This is a genomic window from Methylobacterium thuringiense, from assembly GCF_022179645.1.
Lineage (GTDB): Bacteria > Pseudomonadota > Alphaproteobacteria > Rhizobiales > Beijerinckiaceae > Methylobacterium > Methylobacterium thuringiense.
On the sequence record NZ_BPRA01000035.1, the window covers coordinates 1 to 14,666 of the forward strand.

Consider the following 14,666-nt stretch of genomic DNA (forward strand, 5'->3'; position numbering starts at 1 on the left):
GGTGGATTGTTGTTTATGACGTATCGGCGAGATCGCGATCGACGCAGCGAAGCCGGCACGGGGCGACGGGACGGCCTGGGCGCAGGCTTCGGCAGAACCGGTACGATCCTGGTCGCGGCCGTCCTGATGGTCGATGCGGCGGGGGCGTTGGCCCAGAACGCCACCACGATCGAGGAGATCAGCGTCGAGGGCGGCGGCCGCGGGACCGGTCCGCGGCCGGCCGCCGCCCCGGTCCTGGCCGTCCCGGTCCAGGCCGCCGCGCCCGCCGCCTCGGCCCCGATCCCCGCCACCGGCGTGGTCGGCCCGCCGCCGCCGCCCTATGCCGGCGGACAGGTCGGGTCGGGCTCGCGGCTCGGGCTGCTCGGCAACCGCAACACCTTCGACCAGCCCTTCAGTGCGACCAGCTTCACCGAGAAGGTCATCCGCGACCAGCAGGCCCGCACCGTCCAGGACGTCGTCGACAACGACCCCTCGATCCGCACCAACGTCCCGGCCTTTTCGGGCATCCTCGGCTTCTTCATCCGCGGCTTCCCCTACTTCGCGCAGGACATCGCCTTCAACGGCCTCTACGGCGTCGCCGATTCCTTCAACCCGGCGATCGAGCCGATCGAGCGGATCGAGGTGCTGCACGGCCCCTCGACCCTGCTCTCGGGCGTGCCGCCCTTCGGCAATATCGGCGGCACCATCAACCTGATCCCGAAGCGGGCGCTGGACGAGCCGCTCAACCGCGTCACGGTCGGCTATGCCTCGAACGCCACGGTCTACTCGGCCGTCGACGTCGGCCGGCGCTTCGGCGAGGGCAAGGAGTGGGGCATCCGCTTCAACGGCGCCATCAACAAGGGCCGGACCCCGATCGACAACCAGAGCGTCGACTTCGGCGTCGCCGCCCTGGCGCTCGACTATCGCGGCGAGCGCTTCCGGGCGAGCCTCGACCTCGGCTATCAGCAGCTCGACTTCGACGCGCCCCTGCGCAACCGCTCGGTCGCCGCCGGCGTGCGCATTCCCCGCGCGCCCGACCTGACCCTCAACCAGCACCAGCCCTGGGAGTACCGCACCAGCGACAACAGGCAGATCGCCACGCGGGTCGAGTACGACCTCACCCCGGACCTGACGGTCTACGGCGCCTACGGCCGCTCGAGCTTCCGCCAGCAGTATTTCGGCGGCGTGCTGCAGATCTTCAACGCGCGCGGCGACTACCGCGACCCGATCCAGTTCATCCCGTTCGAGATCGATAACGAGACCGCCGAGGCCGGCCTGCGCGGCAGCCTCGACACCGGCTTCGTCAAGCACAGCTTCGGCCTCGCCGCCGTCGGCTTCTGGCAGGCCAACGGCCAGCAGCCGGGCGTCGCCGTCGGCCCGACCATCGTCTCGAACCTCTATGCGCCGACCGTGCTTCCCGAGCGCTCCCCCATCGGCGTCTCCCGCCTGACCCCGACCACGAGCACGCGCATCAACCGCTCGATCGCCATCGCCGACACGCTGTCGTTCCTCGACGACCACGTGCTGCTGACGCTCGGCGGACGCTGGCAGAGCCTCGACGTGCGCTCCTTCTCCCCCGTCACCGGCCTCAAGACCGGCGGCAGCGATGCCGGCGCCTTCTCGCCCGGCATCGGCCTCGTGGTGAAGCCGTTCGAGCGGCTCTCGCTCTACGCCAACTACATCGAGGGCCTGACCGCGCCGGTGGCGCCCGTCACCGCGATCAACGCCACCGCCGCCTTCCCCGCCTTCGTCTCGCGCCAGACCGAGGTCGGGGCCAAGTACGATTTCGGCACCGTCGGCGTCGGCTTTGCCGCCTTCACCATCGCGCAGCCCTTCGGCTTCCTCGGCGCCGACAACGTGTTCTTCGCCGGCGGGCGCCAGCGCAACGACGGCGTCGAGGTCACGGTGTTCGGCGAGCCGGTCCCCGGCATCCGCCTCGTCGGCGGCTTCAGCCTGCTCGACGGCGTCCAGGTCCGCTCGCAGACCGCGGCCACCGCCGGAAAGACCGCCGTCGGCGTGCCGGACGCCCAGATCAACCTCTACGCCGAGTACGACCTGCCGCCCTGGCTCGCGCCCGGCCTCAGCCTGACCGGCCGCGTGATCTACACCGCGGCGCAGTACTACGACCTCGCCAACAGCCAGAAGATCCCCGACTGGGCCACCTTCGACCTCGGCCTGCGCTACACCACCCTCTACGACGCGCGCCCCGTCACCCTGCGCGCCAACGTCGTCAACCTCACCGGAAACAACTACTGGGCCTCAACAGGACGCGGCGTCCTCTCACAAGGCGCGCCCAGAACCGTCCTCATCTCAGCATCCGTCGACTTCTGAAAAAGGGAGGGGGCCGGTCAGATGCCGCTCGGCGGACGGATGCCCCCCTCAAAGCCTTCCTGGAGATCAACGACCTGAAGTGCGCCCTTCGCGTCGCGCCGGGAAGCCGGCCTGACCCTCAGGCCGGCGCCGGAAAGCTCACGGCGGCGCGCAGGCCCGGCCGGTTGTCCGAGAGCGTCAGGATCGCCGCGTGCAGCTCCGCCACGGCTGCCACCAGCGGCAGGCCGAGGCCGTGCCCCTTGGTGCCGCGGCTCTTCTCGACGCGGTAGAAGCGCCGCAGCACCTTGTCCCGCTCCGCCACGTCGATGCCGGGCCCGTCGTCGGCGACCGCCGCGACCACGCCTGCGCCGGATCGCGCGAGTTCCAGGCTGATCGTCGCGCCGGGCGGCGTGTAATGCAGGGCATTCTCGATCAGGTTGGCGAAGAGCTGGACCAGCAGCTCCCGGTCGCCGTCGATCCGGAGATCGGGCTCGATCGCATAGCGGACCCTGCGCCCGCCATCCTCGATGCCGGGTGCGTAGGCCTCCCCGACCGTGCGCAGCACATCCGACAGGTCGATCGACCGGAAGCCGGCACGCCGCGCGCCGGCCTCGATCTGCGCGATGCGCAGCAAGGCCGTGAAGATCGTGAGGATCTCGTCGATCTCCAGCACCGCCCGATCGATCGAGGCGCGGTATTCGCCGACGGTGGAGGCCTGCTTCCCGGACGTCAGCAGCCCATGCTGGAGGCGGGTCAGGGGCGTGCGCAGGTCGTGCGCGACGTCGTTCGTGACCTGCCGGAGGTTCTCCATCAGGCCAGAGATCCGGTCGAGCATGCGGTTGAGCGTCCGCGACAGCCGGTCGAAATCGTCGCCGGACCCCGAGAGGGCGATGCGGCGTCCGAGATCCCCGGCGATGATCGCCTCCGCCGTGCGCGTCACCGCATCCACCCGCGCCAACAGGCGGCGGGACACAACGAGGCCGAGGCCGAGGCCGAAGACGATCGAGGCCATCAGGGCGATGGCGAAGGCCCGGTTGAGGATCGCGGTGACCTCCTTGATGCCCTGGAGGTCGTCGGCGACGACGAGCTTCGTGCCGTCGCCGAGCCTCCGCGTCGCCGCGATCAGCGGCCGGGCGAGTTTCCGGCCGCCCGCCGCGGAGACCGGGCGCGCGGACGTGTCGGCCGAACCGGCGAGCGCGGCGAGATCCGGGTTGCCGACTCCGACCCGGCCGTCGACCTCGACGATCGCGTGGCTCAGGCGGCCGCCGCCGCGGGCGAACCGGCCGGCGAGCGCCACATCGAGGTCGACGCGCCCGCCATGGACGAACTCGTCCACCAGGGCGCCGACTTCGGCGTCGATCCGATGCTGTGCCTGCTCCCGGAGCGTGGTGGTGAGCGCGATCTCGACGAGGAAGCCGAGCGCCGCCACGGACAGCACGAAGGCGGCGGTGTAGAGCAGCGCGAAGCGGAAGCCGGCGCTGCGGAGGAGCTTACCCAGAGAGGCCACGCAGGATGTATCCGGAGCCGCGCACGGTCTCGATCAGCCAGCAGTCGAAGTCCCGGTCCACCTTGGCGCGCAGGCGGCTCATGTGGGTCTCGACGATGTTCGTCTTCGGGTCGAAGTGGAAATCCCAGACGTTCTCGAGGAGCTGGCGGCGGGTCACCAGGGCTCCGGCGTTGCGCATCAGGAATTCGAGCAGCTGGAACTCGCGCGGCTGCAGGTCGATGCTGCGCCCGGCGCGCCGCACCGTGCGGGCCATCAGGTCCATTTCGAGGTCGGCGGCGCGCAGGACCGTGACGATCGCGGAGATCGGCGGGCGGCGCGCCAGGGCGTTCACCCGCGCGAGCAGCTCGGCGAAGGCGAAGGGCTTCACGAGGTAATCGTCGGCGCCCGCTTCGAGTCCCTCCACGCGATCGTCGATGCCGGACATCGTGGTGAGGAACAGCAGCGGCGTGCGAACCCGCGCCGCCCGCAGCCGCCGCGTCAGGGCGAGACCGTCGAGCCCCGGCAGCATCCGGTCGACGATGGCGACGTCGTGGCCGCCTGCGAGGGCGAGGCTCAGGCCGGACGGGCCGTCTGGGGCGAACGCGACATCGTGCCCGGCCTCCGCCATCTCGGACCGGACGAAGGCCGCGGTGGCCTCATCGTCCTCGATCAGCAGGATCTTCACGTCCGTCCTCGCCCGCGAGTATGCGCAGGCTCGGCCTCGCGATTGTGTCCTGTATCATCCCGCCGGCCGATCTCGCCAGCGACGAGACACCCGGAAACCACGGCCGCAGCCGCTCCCGGACGCGAAGCTGAGCCGGTTGCCTTGCACTGCACGCAGGTGGGGTCGTCGGCCGAAGCGCCATAAGACGCATGTGTTCGGAGGCATGCGTGTGAGATGGTCGCCGGATGATCGATCGGACACCTCAACAATTGCGCGTCGAGGTCGTGCAGGCGAGCCGTGGAGACCGGCTCTGGGCCTGGACGATCTATCGCGGCATCGGCGAATCGCCCATCGACGGCTCGCATCCGATCTTCGCGACGCGGGACATCGCCAGGCGCGTCGGCACCGCGATCAGGGACGCGTTCCACGCGCCGCAGCCGGCCCTGTTCGCGGGCTGCCAGTAAAACCGCTTCACAGGACCTTTCCTGCCCGGGCGACTCGCGGGCGACATTGACGAGCAGCGGTATTCGCGGATGCGGACGCTCTCAATCGCGCCTCGGCGCAGTGGCCGAGAGTCTTTCGGCCGTCTTGAAACTTTACAACCACAGCGATCGTAGGTCCGCATCAGGGGAATGCTCACTGAACCGTCAGGAGCGTTCATATGCGGAACTGTGCCGGCGCCATCCTCATGCTCGCCGGGACGGCCGGCTCCTGCCTCGCGCAGGACGACAGGCCGCCCCCGTCCGTCACGCCCGAACAGCGCGAGGCCGTGAGCGACAAGCGGGCGGCCGAGATCAAGGCCGTCCTGCGCGAGGGCCGTAAGCGGCAGGACGCCATCGATGCGAGCTATCGGGCGCTGATGGCGCGCTGGTCGCTGGCGGTGTGCATCGGCTGCGAGCCCGCTGGGCGCCGGCCGCGGATCCTGCACACCTATCCGCTGCGTGTGCTGGCCGGCTTCTCGGCAGTCGAGGACGATGCCCGCGAGCGTCGCGGCCGCATCCCTCTGTAGCCGGCGAATTGGTTTTCGCGGCGAACCGCCGGGCGGCGCGCGGAACCGCCCTGGCCCCCGATGCTTTCTCCGGGACGACAGGAGGACATCGCCATGGCCGTTTCATCCCGCGCGATCTACGATGACGGCAAGGCGGCCAAGGCCGCCAACAAGCCGGATTCCGACAACCCGCACCCGGCCGGCTCGCAGGCGAGCCTCGACTGGCTGGAGGGTTATACCGCGGACGAGGTCGAGCCGAGTTCGACGGGACCCGACGAGCACGACTGATCCCATCAGCCGGCGAACCAGTCCCGGAAGCCCCGCCGGATCGTCACCGACGGCGGGGACGCCGACGGCGGGACAGGACCCGACCCGATGCGCCAGTCCGTCGACCAGAAGCGCTGGCCCGGATCGCCCGTCACGCCGAAGCCGAGCACGAGCCGGGAGATCCCGGACGGGACCTGGGCCGAGATCCAGATGCGCTGCCAAGCGTCGCGGATATCGAGGTCGGCGTCGCGGTGCGCCAGCCGCTGATAGCTGTCCGAGAACTTGACGAGCCCGAACACCGTCTCGGCCCGGAACCCGCCCGGAATCCAGATCCAGGCGGAAAAGACGTTGATCGCGCCGGGCACGATGTGGTCGGGTCCGACCTCCGCCGTGAACGCGCTGAGGCGGATCCGCGAGCGCCGCGTGACGTGCCGCTCCGCCTTGTGCTGCAGGCGGATCGGCGCCGAGGCATGGTCCATCGCCGCGGCCGGCCGGCCGTCTAGGGCGAGGGCATGCGCGTTCCGGCAGAGCGCGACCCAGGGCTCCAGGTCGATCCGCATGCCGCCTTCGTAGGGCGAGAAATGCCGCACGTAGCCCCGCAGGACGCCCGGTGAATGCCATTCCGCACAGCCGACCAGGGCCGGATCCTCCGTCTGTTCGGCGCGCAGGACGACGGAGGGGCCGTGCCGGCGGATCGCCGCGGCGAGGCTCAGGAAGGCGTCGAGGGATTCGCTCGGGAGGCCCTTGCGCACGAAAATCCTAGTGCCTTCGGCGAGGTCTTCGAGCAGGCTCCGCTTGAGATAGCCGACGCGCTTGATCTCGCGCCGAAGCACGTCGTCCTGCGCCAGCGATCCGACTTTGTGGTTGGTGTTGTAGGTGAAGTCGTAGCGGAGGCTCCGGCACCAGAGGTAATCGGCATGGCCGGCGAAGATCTCAAGGTCGCCGGGGGCCCCGTAGAACCGGAAATCGCTGTCCAGCGCGTGGACGAGATTGGGGATGCTGCCGCTGCTGAACCGGAATAGCCCCAGGGGCTCGACGCCGCAGGCGCGTTGCACGAGCCCGAATTCGCAATTGTCGCCGATGCCCTGGAAGTTCAGCATCGTCCGCCGGATCGCGGCCGCGACATCCGTCTCCGGCGCGCCGTCCGTCATCGCTACGCCTTCAGACAGCTTCGACGGCATCGCTGATATCCGGGGACCCTGACGCGACCTAACCGAGGGGCGTTCTCGACGGTGCCGATCGTGCCGCCGGACACCCTATCGCCCGGCGCCCGCCCGCTCGCAACGGAGCCCGCCTCCGCATTGCGCCGGTTTCCGTTGACATGCGCCGGCCGTCGGGCATCCGATCCGGCGCATGACCAGCCGTGATCCGCGCCTCACCCCCGCCCGGCCCGACCTCGCCGACAGCCGCCTGCGCGGGCTCGTCGAGGCGGAGCGCTTCGTGGACGGACAGCCCCGGCGGCTGGCCGCGCCCTCGGCCCCGCTGCGCCGCACGCCCCGCTCCGAGGCCGGGCTCGACACCGAGGCGATCATGGGCGAGCCGGTCACGTTCTACGACGTGGTGGACGGCTTCGCCTTCGTGCAGCTCGGCCTCGATGGCTATGTCGGCTACGTGCCCGAGGGCGCCCTCGGCCCGGCCGATCCGGCCCCGACCCACCGGGTCACGGCTTTGCGCAGCTTCCTCTACCCCGAGCCGAACATGAAGCGGCCGAACGGCGGCTACCTCAGCCTCGGCGCCAGCGTGACAGCGCACGAATGCGAGGGCGATTTCCTGCGGATCGGCCCGGGTGCCTACCTGTTTGCGGCGCATGCCGAGGATGTGGGACACCGAAGACCCGACTTCTGCGGCACAGCCGAGCGCCTCGCCGGCACGCCCTATCTCTGGGGCGGCCGCACCAGCCTCGGGCTCGATTGCTCGGGCCTCGTGCAGCTCTCCCTGCTGATGGCCGGCATCGCTTGCCCCCGCGACACCGACATGCAGGAGGCGGCTCTGGGCGAAGCGCTTCCCCCCGGCCTCGACGGGCTGCTGCGCGGCGACCTCGTGTTCTGGAAGGGCCATGTCGGCTTGATGCTCGACGCCGACCGCCTCATCCACGCCAACGGCCATCACATGACGGTCGCCGTCGAGCCGCTGCGCGAGGCGGTCGCGCGGATCGCCGAGAAGAGCTTTGGGGCGGTCACGTCGATCCGGCGCCTGCCGCGAATCGCGGCGTAGCGGATTTTTCAGGGCGGCAATCCTCGCCGCACGCGGGTCTCACTGCTTCAACCGCATCTTGATCCGGTAGGTCAGCCCGTCCCGCACGTCGCGATAGCCGTCGAGGCGCTGTTCGCGGGTGCCGTCCTGGTTCAGCGTCGGGTCGGGGGTCGGCCAGTATTCGACGTCGGCGGCGAGCGTGTGCGTGAGGGCGATGGCCTTGTGGTGGGCTTCCGGGGAGAGGGTGACGATGAGGTCGAAGTTCAGGCCCTCCCACTCCTCCAGCTCCTCGATGGTGCGCGGCTTGTGGCGCGAGGCGTCGATGCCGATCTCGTCCAGCGCCGCCACCATGAACGGATCGCGCGGCTCGCCCGTGCGCACGCCGGCCGACTGCACGTAGATCGATTTTCCGAAATAGTGCCGGGCGATGGCCTCCGCCGCCGGGGAGCGTACGGCGTTGAAGTTGCACATGAACAGCACGGCCTGGACCCGCCGTTTCTTCGCCGGGCCTCCGGGGGGAGCCTCGTCCGCCATGCCGGAATCCTCAGGACGCGCGCCGCGCGCTCATCAGCCCTTCCAATGCAAGGCGAAGACCAGGGTGAACAGCCGCCGCGCGGTCTGGTGGTCGAGGTCGACCTTGCCGTCGAGGCGCTGCTTCAGGAGTTCCGAGGCCTCGTTGTGCAGGCCGCGCCGGCCCATGTCGATCGCCTCGATCTGGCTGGGGGAGGCGGTGCGGATGGCGCTGTAATAGCTCTCGCAGACCATTTCGTAGTCGCGGATCACCCGCCGGAACGGCGAGAGCGAGAGCAGGTGCGTCATCACCGGCTCGCCGCCCTCGGTGGAGATCGCGAAGGACAGCTTGTTCTCCACGAGCCCGATCACGAGGCCGTAGGGGCCCTGGTCGCGCCCCGGAATCGTGAAGGAGTTGTCCTCCAGGATGTCGAAGATCGCGATGGCGCGCTCGTGTTCCTGGTCGGGATTGCCGCGACTGATCGAGGCCTCGTCGAGGCTCACCGCGACGAGGCGGTGACTCGAGGTCTCTTTGTCTGTCGCCTTGTCCGCTTCGGCCGCCATCCCGCCGTCGCCTTCCATCACGTCCCGCGTTCGGACACGCCTATCAGAGGTTCAGCCGGATCGCGACCGAGCGGGCGTGCCCGTCGAGGCCTTCCGAGCGCCCCAGCGCGATCGCCGCCGGTCCCAGCGCCCGGAGCGCCGCCGGATCGCAGCGCAGGATCGAGGTGCGCTTCATGAAGTCGAGCACCGAGAGACCCGACGAGAATCGGGCCGAGCGGGCGGTGGGCAGCACGTGGTTCGGGCCGCCGACGTAATCGCCGATCGCCTCGGGCGTGTGCGAACCGAGGAAGATCGCGCCGGCATTCCGGATCTTCTGCGAGAGGGCTTCGGCGTCCTCGGTCTCGATCTCGAGATGCTCGGGGGCGAGCCGGTCGACCAGCGGCACGGCCTCGTCGAAATCCGCGACGCGGATGATCGCGCCGTAATCGCGCCAGCTCGCCCGCGCGATCTTTTCGCGGGACAACGTGGTGAGCGCGCGCTCGACGGCCTGCTCGACCTGCTCCGCCAGCGCATCCGAGGTGGTGATGAGGATGGCCTGCGCCGCCTCGTCGTGCTCGGCCTGGGCGAGCAGGTCGGCGGCGATCCAATCGGGGTTGGCGTGGTGGTCGGCGAGGATCAGCACCTCGGAGGGGCCGGCGATCATGTCGATGCCGACCTGGCCGAACACCCGGCGCTTGGCCGCCGCGACATAGGCGTTGCCCGGCCCGACGATCTTGGCGACGGGCGCGATGCTCGCGGTGCCATAGGCCAAGGCCGCCACCGCCTGCGCGCCGCCGACGCGAAAGATCTCGGTGACGCCGGAGATGTGGGCGGCGGCCAGCACCAGCGGGTTGAGCCGTCCGTCCGGCGTCGGCACGACCATGGCGACGCGCGGCACGCCGGCGACGCGGGCGGGCACGGCGTTCATCAGCACGGAGGAGGGGTAGCTCGCGGTGCCGCCCGGCACGTAGAGCCCGACGGATTCGAGCGCCGTCCAGCGCCAGCCCGCGGTGACGCCGAGATCGTCGGTGGCGAGGTGGTCCTTCGGGATCTGCAGGCGGTGATAGGTCTCGATCCGCTCGGCGGCGAGGCGCAACGCCGTGAGCTGCTCGGCCGGGCACTGCGCCAGCGCGGCCTCGACCTCCTCGGCGGTGAAGCGCAGCGAAGCCTCCGAGAAGTCGTCGCCGAGCCGGTCGAAGCGGCGGGTGTAGTCGACGAGCGCCGCGTCGCCGCCCGAGACCACGCCGGCGATGATGCCGCGCACGGTCTCGTCGACGTCTTCGGATATCTCGCGCTTCACGCTGAGGAGGCGGGCAAAGCCCTCGGCGAAGGACGGGTCGCGGCTGTCGAGGCGGATCATGAGGTGATGTCTCGGGTCTGGCCCTGCAGCACGGCCTGGCCGGCCTGTTCGGCGTCGTGGTCGGGACGGCCCTCGGCTTCCCAGACGGGCCCGAGATCCTTCATGCGGACCTCGATGCACTCGACGTCGAGCCGGACCGCGATGCCGTCGGCGAAGACGAGGGTGGCGGTGCCGGACGGCGCCTCGCCGGGCTCGAAGGTGACGGCGAGCAGGCTCAGGATCTCGTCGGATGTCTGGCCCGGCACGATGCCCATGTTTTTGAGCCCCTTGGCCTTCACGCTCATCACCCGCTCGAAATGCACGCCGACGAGCCGGCGGCGCGGCGCTTTGCCGGGGGCGGTGGAGCGGTCGAAACGGCGGGCCACCAGCACGAAGCGATGCTCGCCCGGTAGCCAGGCGAGGTCGTCCGCGCGCAGGATCGCATCCTGCAGATGCGCCGAGACGACGGCGAGATCCTCGGTGTCGAGGGCGGCGAGCTTGAGAAGCTCCACGGAGGGCTCCGGAGGGAGGCGGGGTCGCGCGCAGACGGCGACCGGTCGGCGTCTAGGTAGCGAGGCGCTTCCCCCGCGGCAACTGCGGTGGCGGCGCAGGCCCGGTCCCTGCGCGGCGCTTGCCCTGCGCTCGACCGCACCGACATGAGTCTGCCGACACCGAGTCTCGGGCTAAACGAGAGGCGCGCCATGGACCGCACCGAACTGATCCTGAACGTCGAGGGCATGACCTGCGGCGGCTGCGCGGAGTCCGTCCGCAAGACCATTTGCCGGCTCGACCCCGACGCCGAGGTCGCCGTCGACCTGGAGCGCCGCCGGGTGACGGCGACGACCCGCGCGCGGAGTCTCGAGATTGCGCAGGCGCTGGACAAGGCTGGTTTCACGGCCAGCGCTATGACGGGCTGAGGCACCATGGACGCTCCCCGCAACGACCGCGACGCCTGGTGGATGCCCTTCACCGCCAATCGCGCCGCCAAGCGCGATCCGCGCCTGATCGCGAGCGCGGAGGGCATGCATTACCGCACGCCCGATGGGCGCACCCTGCTCGACGGCATCTCGGGGCTGTGGTGCTGCAATGCCGGGCACAACCGCGAGCCGATCGTGGCGGCGATCCAGGCCCAGGCGGCGCAGCTCGACTATGCGCCGCCGTTCCAGTTCGGGCACGAGGGCGCCTTCGCGCTGGCCGCACGGATCGCGGCGCTGGCGCCGGGGGATCTCGACCACGTCTTCTTCTGCAACTCGGGCTCCGAGGCCGTCGACACCGCGCTGAAGATCGCGCTGGCCTATCGCCATGCCACGGGGGAGGGCGGCCGCACGCGGTTCGTCGGGCGCGAGCGCGGCTATCACGGCGTCGGCTTCGGCGGGATTTCGGTCGGCGGCCTCGCCGGAAACCGCAAGGTCTTCGGCCACGGCCTCTCGGGCGTCGACCACCTGCCGCATACCTACGACCGCAAACGGCAGGCGTTTTCCAAGGGCGAGCCCGATTGGGGTGGCCATTTAGCCGACGAACTGGAGCGCATCGTCGCCCTGCACGACGCCTCCACGCTCTGCGCCGTCATCGTCGAACCGATGGCCGGCTCCACCGGCGTGCTGCCGCCGCCAAAAGGCTACCTACAGACACTGCGAAACATCTGCGACCGGCACGGCATCCTGCTGATCTTCGACGAGGTCATCACCGGGTTCGGGCGTCTCGGCTTCGCCTTCGCGGCCGAGCGCTACGGCGTCACGCCGGACATGATCTGCTTCGCCAAGGGCGTGACCGCCGGCGCGGTGCCGCTCGGCGGGGTGATCGTGCGGGAGGGCATCCACGCCGCGCTGATGACGGGACCCGAGCGGGCGATCGAGCTGTTTCACGGCTACACCTATTCCGGCCACCCCCTCGCCTGCGCCGCCGGCCTCGCCGCGCTCGATCTCTACCGGGACGAGGGCCTGTTCGCGCGCGCCCGCACTCTGGAGCCTGTCTTCGCCGACGCCGTGATGAGCCTGCGCGGCGAGCCGAACGTGCTCGACATCCGCACCCTCGGCCTCGCCGCCGGCATCGACCTCGCGCCCCGGCCCGACGCGCCCGGCGCGCGGGGCTACGACGCCATGGTCGAGGCGTTTCACCGGCACGACCTCGTCGTCCGGGTCTCGGGCGATACGCTGACGCTCTGCCCGGCGCTGATCGTGAGCGAGGATCAGATCGGTGAACTGGTGGAGAAGACGCGGGCGGTGATCCGGGCGGTGGCGTGAACGGCGCTCTCTTACCAGTGGCCCTTACGGCTGACGCCGTCAGGGATGTCCGCCGCACGCGCGGCGACGCGCATTCGCGCTGGCCAACGGCCGACGGCTTGTCAGAGCCGAAGCTTACGGCCGCTGGTATCAAACAAAATTTGGCCCAAACCTCCAAAAAATCCGAGACGCTTTTCTCAGCCCACTCGACCACAACGCGCAGAACGCCTTATCTCGGCAGTTGAGCATTTCACGATCCGGCCGCGTGCGCCCGCGTGCCCGGCCCAAGAAATTGCAGCGACGCCCAAACCCAAAAAAGAACGAAGGAGAGGATATGCCCTCAGACATCGAGATCGCCCGCGCGGCGACGCTGAAGCCCATCGCGGAGGTCGCGGCCAAGGTCGGCATTCCGGAGGACGCGCTTCAGAACTACGGCAAGCACATCGCCAAGATCGATCACGGCTTCATCAAGTCGCTCGGCGACAAGCCGAACGGCAAGCTCGTGCTCGTCACCGCGATCTCGCCGACCCCGGCGGGCGAGGGCAAGACCACCACGACGGTGGGCCTCGGCGACGCGCTCAACCGCATCGGCAAGAAGGCCGTGATTTGTATCCGCGAGCCCTCGCTCGGCCCCTGCTTCGGCATGAAGGGCGGGGCGGCCGGCGGCGGCAAGGCGCAGGTCGTGCCGATGGAGCAGATCAACCTGCACTTCACCGGCGACTTCCACGCCATCACCTCGGCGCACTCGCTCGCCGCCGCGCTGATCGACAACCACGTCTACTGGGCGAACGAGCTCAACATCGACGTGCGCCGCATCCACTGGCGCCGCGTGGTCGACATGAACGACCGGGCGCTTCGCGCCATCAACCAGTCGCTCGGCGGCGTCGCCAACGGCTTCCCGCGCGAGGACGGCTTCGACATCACCGTGGCCTCCGAGGTCATGGCGGTGTTCTGCCTCGCCAAGGACCTCGCCGACCTCGAGGAGCGCCTCGGCAAGATCGTCATCGCCGACACCCGCGACCGCAAGCCCGTCACCCTCAAGGACGTGAAGGCCACGGGCGCGATGACCGTGCTCCTGAAGGACGCCCTGCAGCCCAACATCGTTCAGACGCTCGAGGGCAACCCGGCCCTGATCCATGGCGGACCCTTCGCCAACATCGCCCATGGCTGCAACTCGGTGATCGCGACGCAGACCGGCCTGAAGCTCGGCGACTACGTCGTGACCGAAGCCGGCTTCGGCGCCGACCTCGGCGCGGAAAAGTTCATCGACATCAAGTGCCGCCAGACCGGCCTCGTCCCGTCCGCGGTGGTGATCGTCGCGACGATCCGCGCCCTCAAGATGCATGGCGGCGTCAACAAGAAGGAACTCGCCGGGGAGAACATCGAGGCCCTGGAGAAAGGCTTCGCCAACCTCGCCCGGCACGTGACCAACATGCGCAGCTTCGGCCTGCCCGTGGTGGTGGGCGTGAACCATTTCTTCCAGGACACCGATGCCGAGCACGCCAAGCTGAAGGAGCTGTGCCGCGACAAGCTCGACGTGGAAGCCATCACCTGCAAGCACTGGGCTGACGGTGGCGCCGGCGCGGAAGAGCTCGCCAACGCCGTCGTCAAGCTCGCCGAGGGCGAGGCGAAGCCGCTGACCTTCGCCTACGAGCTCGAGGGCAAGCTGTCCGACAAGGTCAAGGCGATCGCGACCAAGCTCTACGGCGCGTCCGGCATCTCGATCGATGCGAAGGCGGCGACCAAGCTCGCCGGCTTCGAGAAGGACGGCTACGGCAACCTGCCGGTCTGCATGGCCAAGACGCAGTACTCGTTCTCCACCGACCCGACCCTGATCGGCGCTCCCTCCGACCACGTCATCGCGGTGCGCGACGTCCGCCTTTCGGCCGGCGCCGGCTTCGTGGTGGTGATCTGCGGAGAGATCATGACCATGCCGGGCCTGCCCAAGGTCCCGGCCGCGGACACGATCCGGCTCGACGAGAAGGGCCAGATCGACGGGCTGTTCTAGGAACCGCGACGCCCACCCTCTCCCCGCACGCGGGGAGAGGGCCGTGGCCCCTCGTCGGGTCCACGGCAAGCGGAGGCGAAGCCGAAGCGGGGGTGAGGGGGCGGCTCCGAACGAGACTCCTCCGGCGGCGACCCCTCACCTTCGGCTGCCGCCTTGC

Annotated in this window: 15 protein-coding genes; 8 read left to right on the top strand and 7 right to left on the bottom strand. The window is 69.8% G+C overall.

Annotation, left to right across the window (positions count from 1 at the left end; genetic code table 11):
- The first annotated feature begins 15 nt into the window (after nt 1–15).
- Nucleotides 16–2,310, top strand: a complete 2,295-nt coding sequence (locus MFF07_RS22020; protein WP_238232926.1) for a TonB-dependent receptor — start codon at nt 16–18, stop codon at nt 2,308–2,310.
- Nucleotides 2,311–2,428: 118 nt separating this feature from the next.
- Here the strand turns inward: MFF07_RS22020 and MFF07_RS22025 are convergent, their stop codons facing one another.
- Together MFF07_RS22025 and MFF07_RS22030 are read right to left on the bottom strand one after the other, a co-directional pair.
- A complete protein-coding gene (locus tag MFF07_RS22025) occupies nt 2,429–3,796 on the bottom strand; it encodes a sensor histidine kinase (RefSeq protein ID WP_147821660.1) in 1,368 nt (455 codons plus the stop codon).
- Nucleotides 3,780–4,460, bottom strand: a complete 681-nt coding sequence (locus tag MFF07_RS22030; RefSeq protein WP_147821658.1) for a response regulator transcription factor — start codon at nt 4,458–4,460, stop codon at nt 3,780–3,782. The genes MFF07_RS22025 and MFF07_RS22030 overlap by 17 nt, the downstream gene beginning before the upstream one ends.
- A gap of 248 nt (nt 4,461–4,708) precedes the next feature.
- Between MFF07_RS22030 and MFF07_RS22035 the strand changes: the two genes are divergently transcribed.
- From MFF07_RS22035 to MFF07_RS22045, 3 genes are all read left to right on the top strand, one after another.
- Nucleotides 4,709–4,903: a hypothetical protein gene (locus MFF07_RS22035; RefSeq protein ID WP_238232927.1), complete on the top strand. Its 195-nt coding sequence runs from the start codon at nt 4,709–4,711 to the stop codon at nt 4,901–4,903.
- Nucleotides 4,904–5,100: 197 nt separating this feature from the next.
- The gene (locus tag MFF07_RS22040) at nt 5,101–5,448 is read left to right on the top strand and encodes a hypothetical protein (RefSeq protein WP_147821654.1); all 348 of its coding nucleotides are present in this window, start codon (nt 5,101–5,103) and stop codon (nt 5,446–5,448) included.
- 93 nt (nt 5,449–5,541) lie between these two features.
- A complete protein-coding gene (locus MFF07_RS22045; RefSeq protein ID WP_187272669.1) occupies nt 5,542–5,715 on the top strand; it encodes a hypothetical protein in 174 nt (57 codons plus the stop codon).
- 5 nt (nt 5,716–5,720) lie between these two features.
- Here the strand turns inward: MFF07_RS22045 and MFF07_RS22050 are convergent, their stop codons facing one another.
- Entirely contained in the window at nt 5,721–6,875 is a 1,155-nt protein-coding gene (locus MFF07_RS22050) for a hypothetical protein (RefSeq protein WP_147821652.1), read from the bottom strand.
- A gap of 172 nt (nt 6,876–7,047) precedes the next feature.
- On the opposite strand from MFF07_RS22050, the gene MFF07_RS22055 reads away from it, so the two are divergent.
- Complete coding sequence (locus MFF07_RS22055) at nt 7,048–7,908, top strand: C40 family peptidase (RefSeq protein ID WP_238232928.1); 861 nt, start codon at nt 7,048–7,050, stop codon at nt 7,906–7,908.
- Between the two features lie 39 nt (nt 7,909–7,947).
- Here MFF07_RS22055 and MFF07_RS22060 read toward each other — a convergent pair whose 3' ends face one another.
- The 4 genes from MFF07_RS22060 to MFF07_RS22075 are packed head-to-tail and all read right to left on the bottom strand — an operon-like array spanning nt 7,948 to nt 10,791.
- On the bottom strand, nt 7,948–8,421 hold the full coding sequence (locus MFF07_RS22060; protein ID WP_147817255.1) for an arsenate-mycothiol transferase ArsC: 474 nt from the start codon (nt 8,419–8,421) through the stop codon (nt 7,948–7,950).
- Between the two features lie 33 nt (nt 8,422–8,454).
- Nucleotides 8,455–8,961: a UPF0262 family protein gene (locus MFF07_RS22065; protein ID WP_147817256.1), complete on the bottom strand. Its 507-nt coding sequence runs from the start codon at nt 8,959–8,961 to the stop codon at nt 8,455–8,457.
- Nucleotides 8,962–9,004: 43 nt separating this feature from the next.
- On the bottom strand, nt 9,005–10,300 hold the full coding sequence (hisD, locus tag MFF07_RS22070) for a histidinol dehydrogenase (protein WP_147817257.1): 1,296 nt from the start codon (nt 10,298–10,300) through the stop codon (nt 9,005–9,007).
- Nucleotides 10,297–10,791, bottom strand: a complete 495-nt coding sequence (locus tag MFF07_RS22075) for a DUF2948 family protein (RefSeq protein ID WP_147817258.1) — start codon at nt 10,789–10,791, stop codon at nt 10,297–10,299. Before MFF07_RS22075 ends, hisD begins: the two co-directional genes overlap by 4 nt.
- Nucleotides 10,792–10,980: 189 nt before the next feature.
- Here MFF07_RS22075 and MFF07_RS22080 point away from each other — a divergent pair, with 189 nt between their 5' ends.
- From MFF07_RS22080 to MFF07_RS22090, 3 genes are all read left to right on the top strand, one after another.
- Nucleotides 10,981–11,196, top strand: a complete 216-nt coding sequence (locus MFF07_RS22080) for a heavy-metal-associated domain-containing protein (protein ID WP_147817259.1) — start codon at nt 10,981–10,983, stop codon at nt 11,194–11,196.
- Nucleotides 11,197–11,202: 6 nt separating this feature from the next.
- The gene (gene aptA, locus MFF07_RS22085; RefSeq protein WP_238232929.1) at nt 11,203–12,522 is read left to right on the top strand and encodes an omega-aminotransferase AptA; all 1,320 of its coding nucleotides are present in this window, start codon (nt 11,203–11,205) and stop codon (nt 12,520–12,522) included.
- 313 nt (nt 12,523–12,835) lie between these two features.
- On the top strand, nt 12,836–14,509 hold the full coding sequence (locus MFF07_RS22090; RefSeq protein WP_147817261.1) for a formate--tetrahydrofolate ligase: 1,674 nt from the start codon (nt 12,836–12,838) through the stop codon (nt 14,507–14,509).
- Nucleotides 14,510–14,666: the final 157 nt, after the last annotated feature.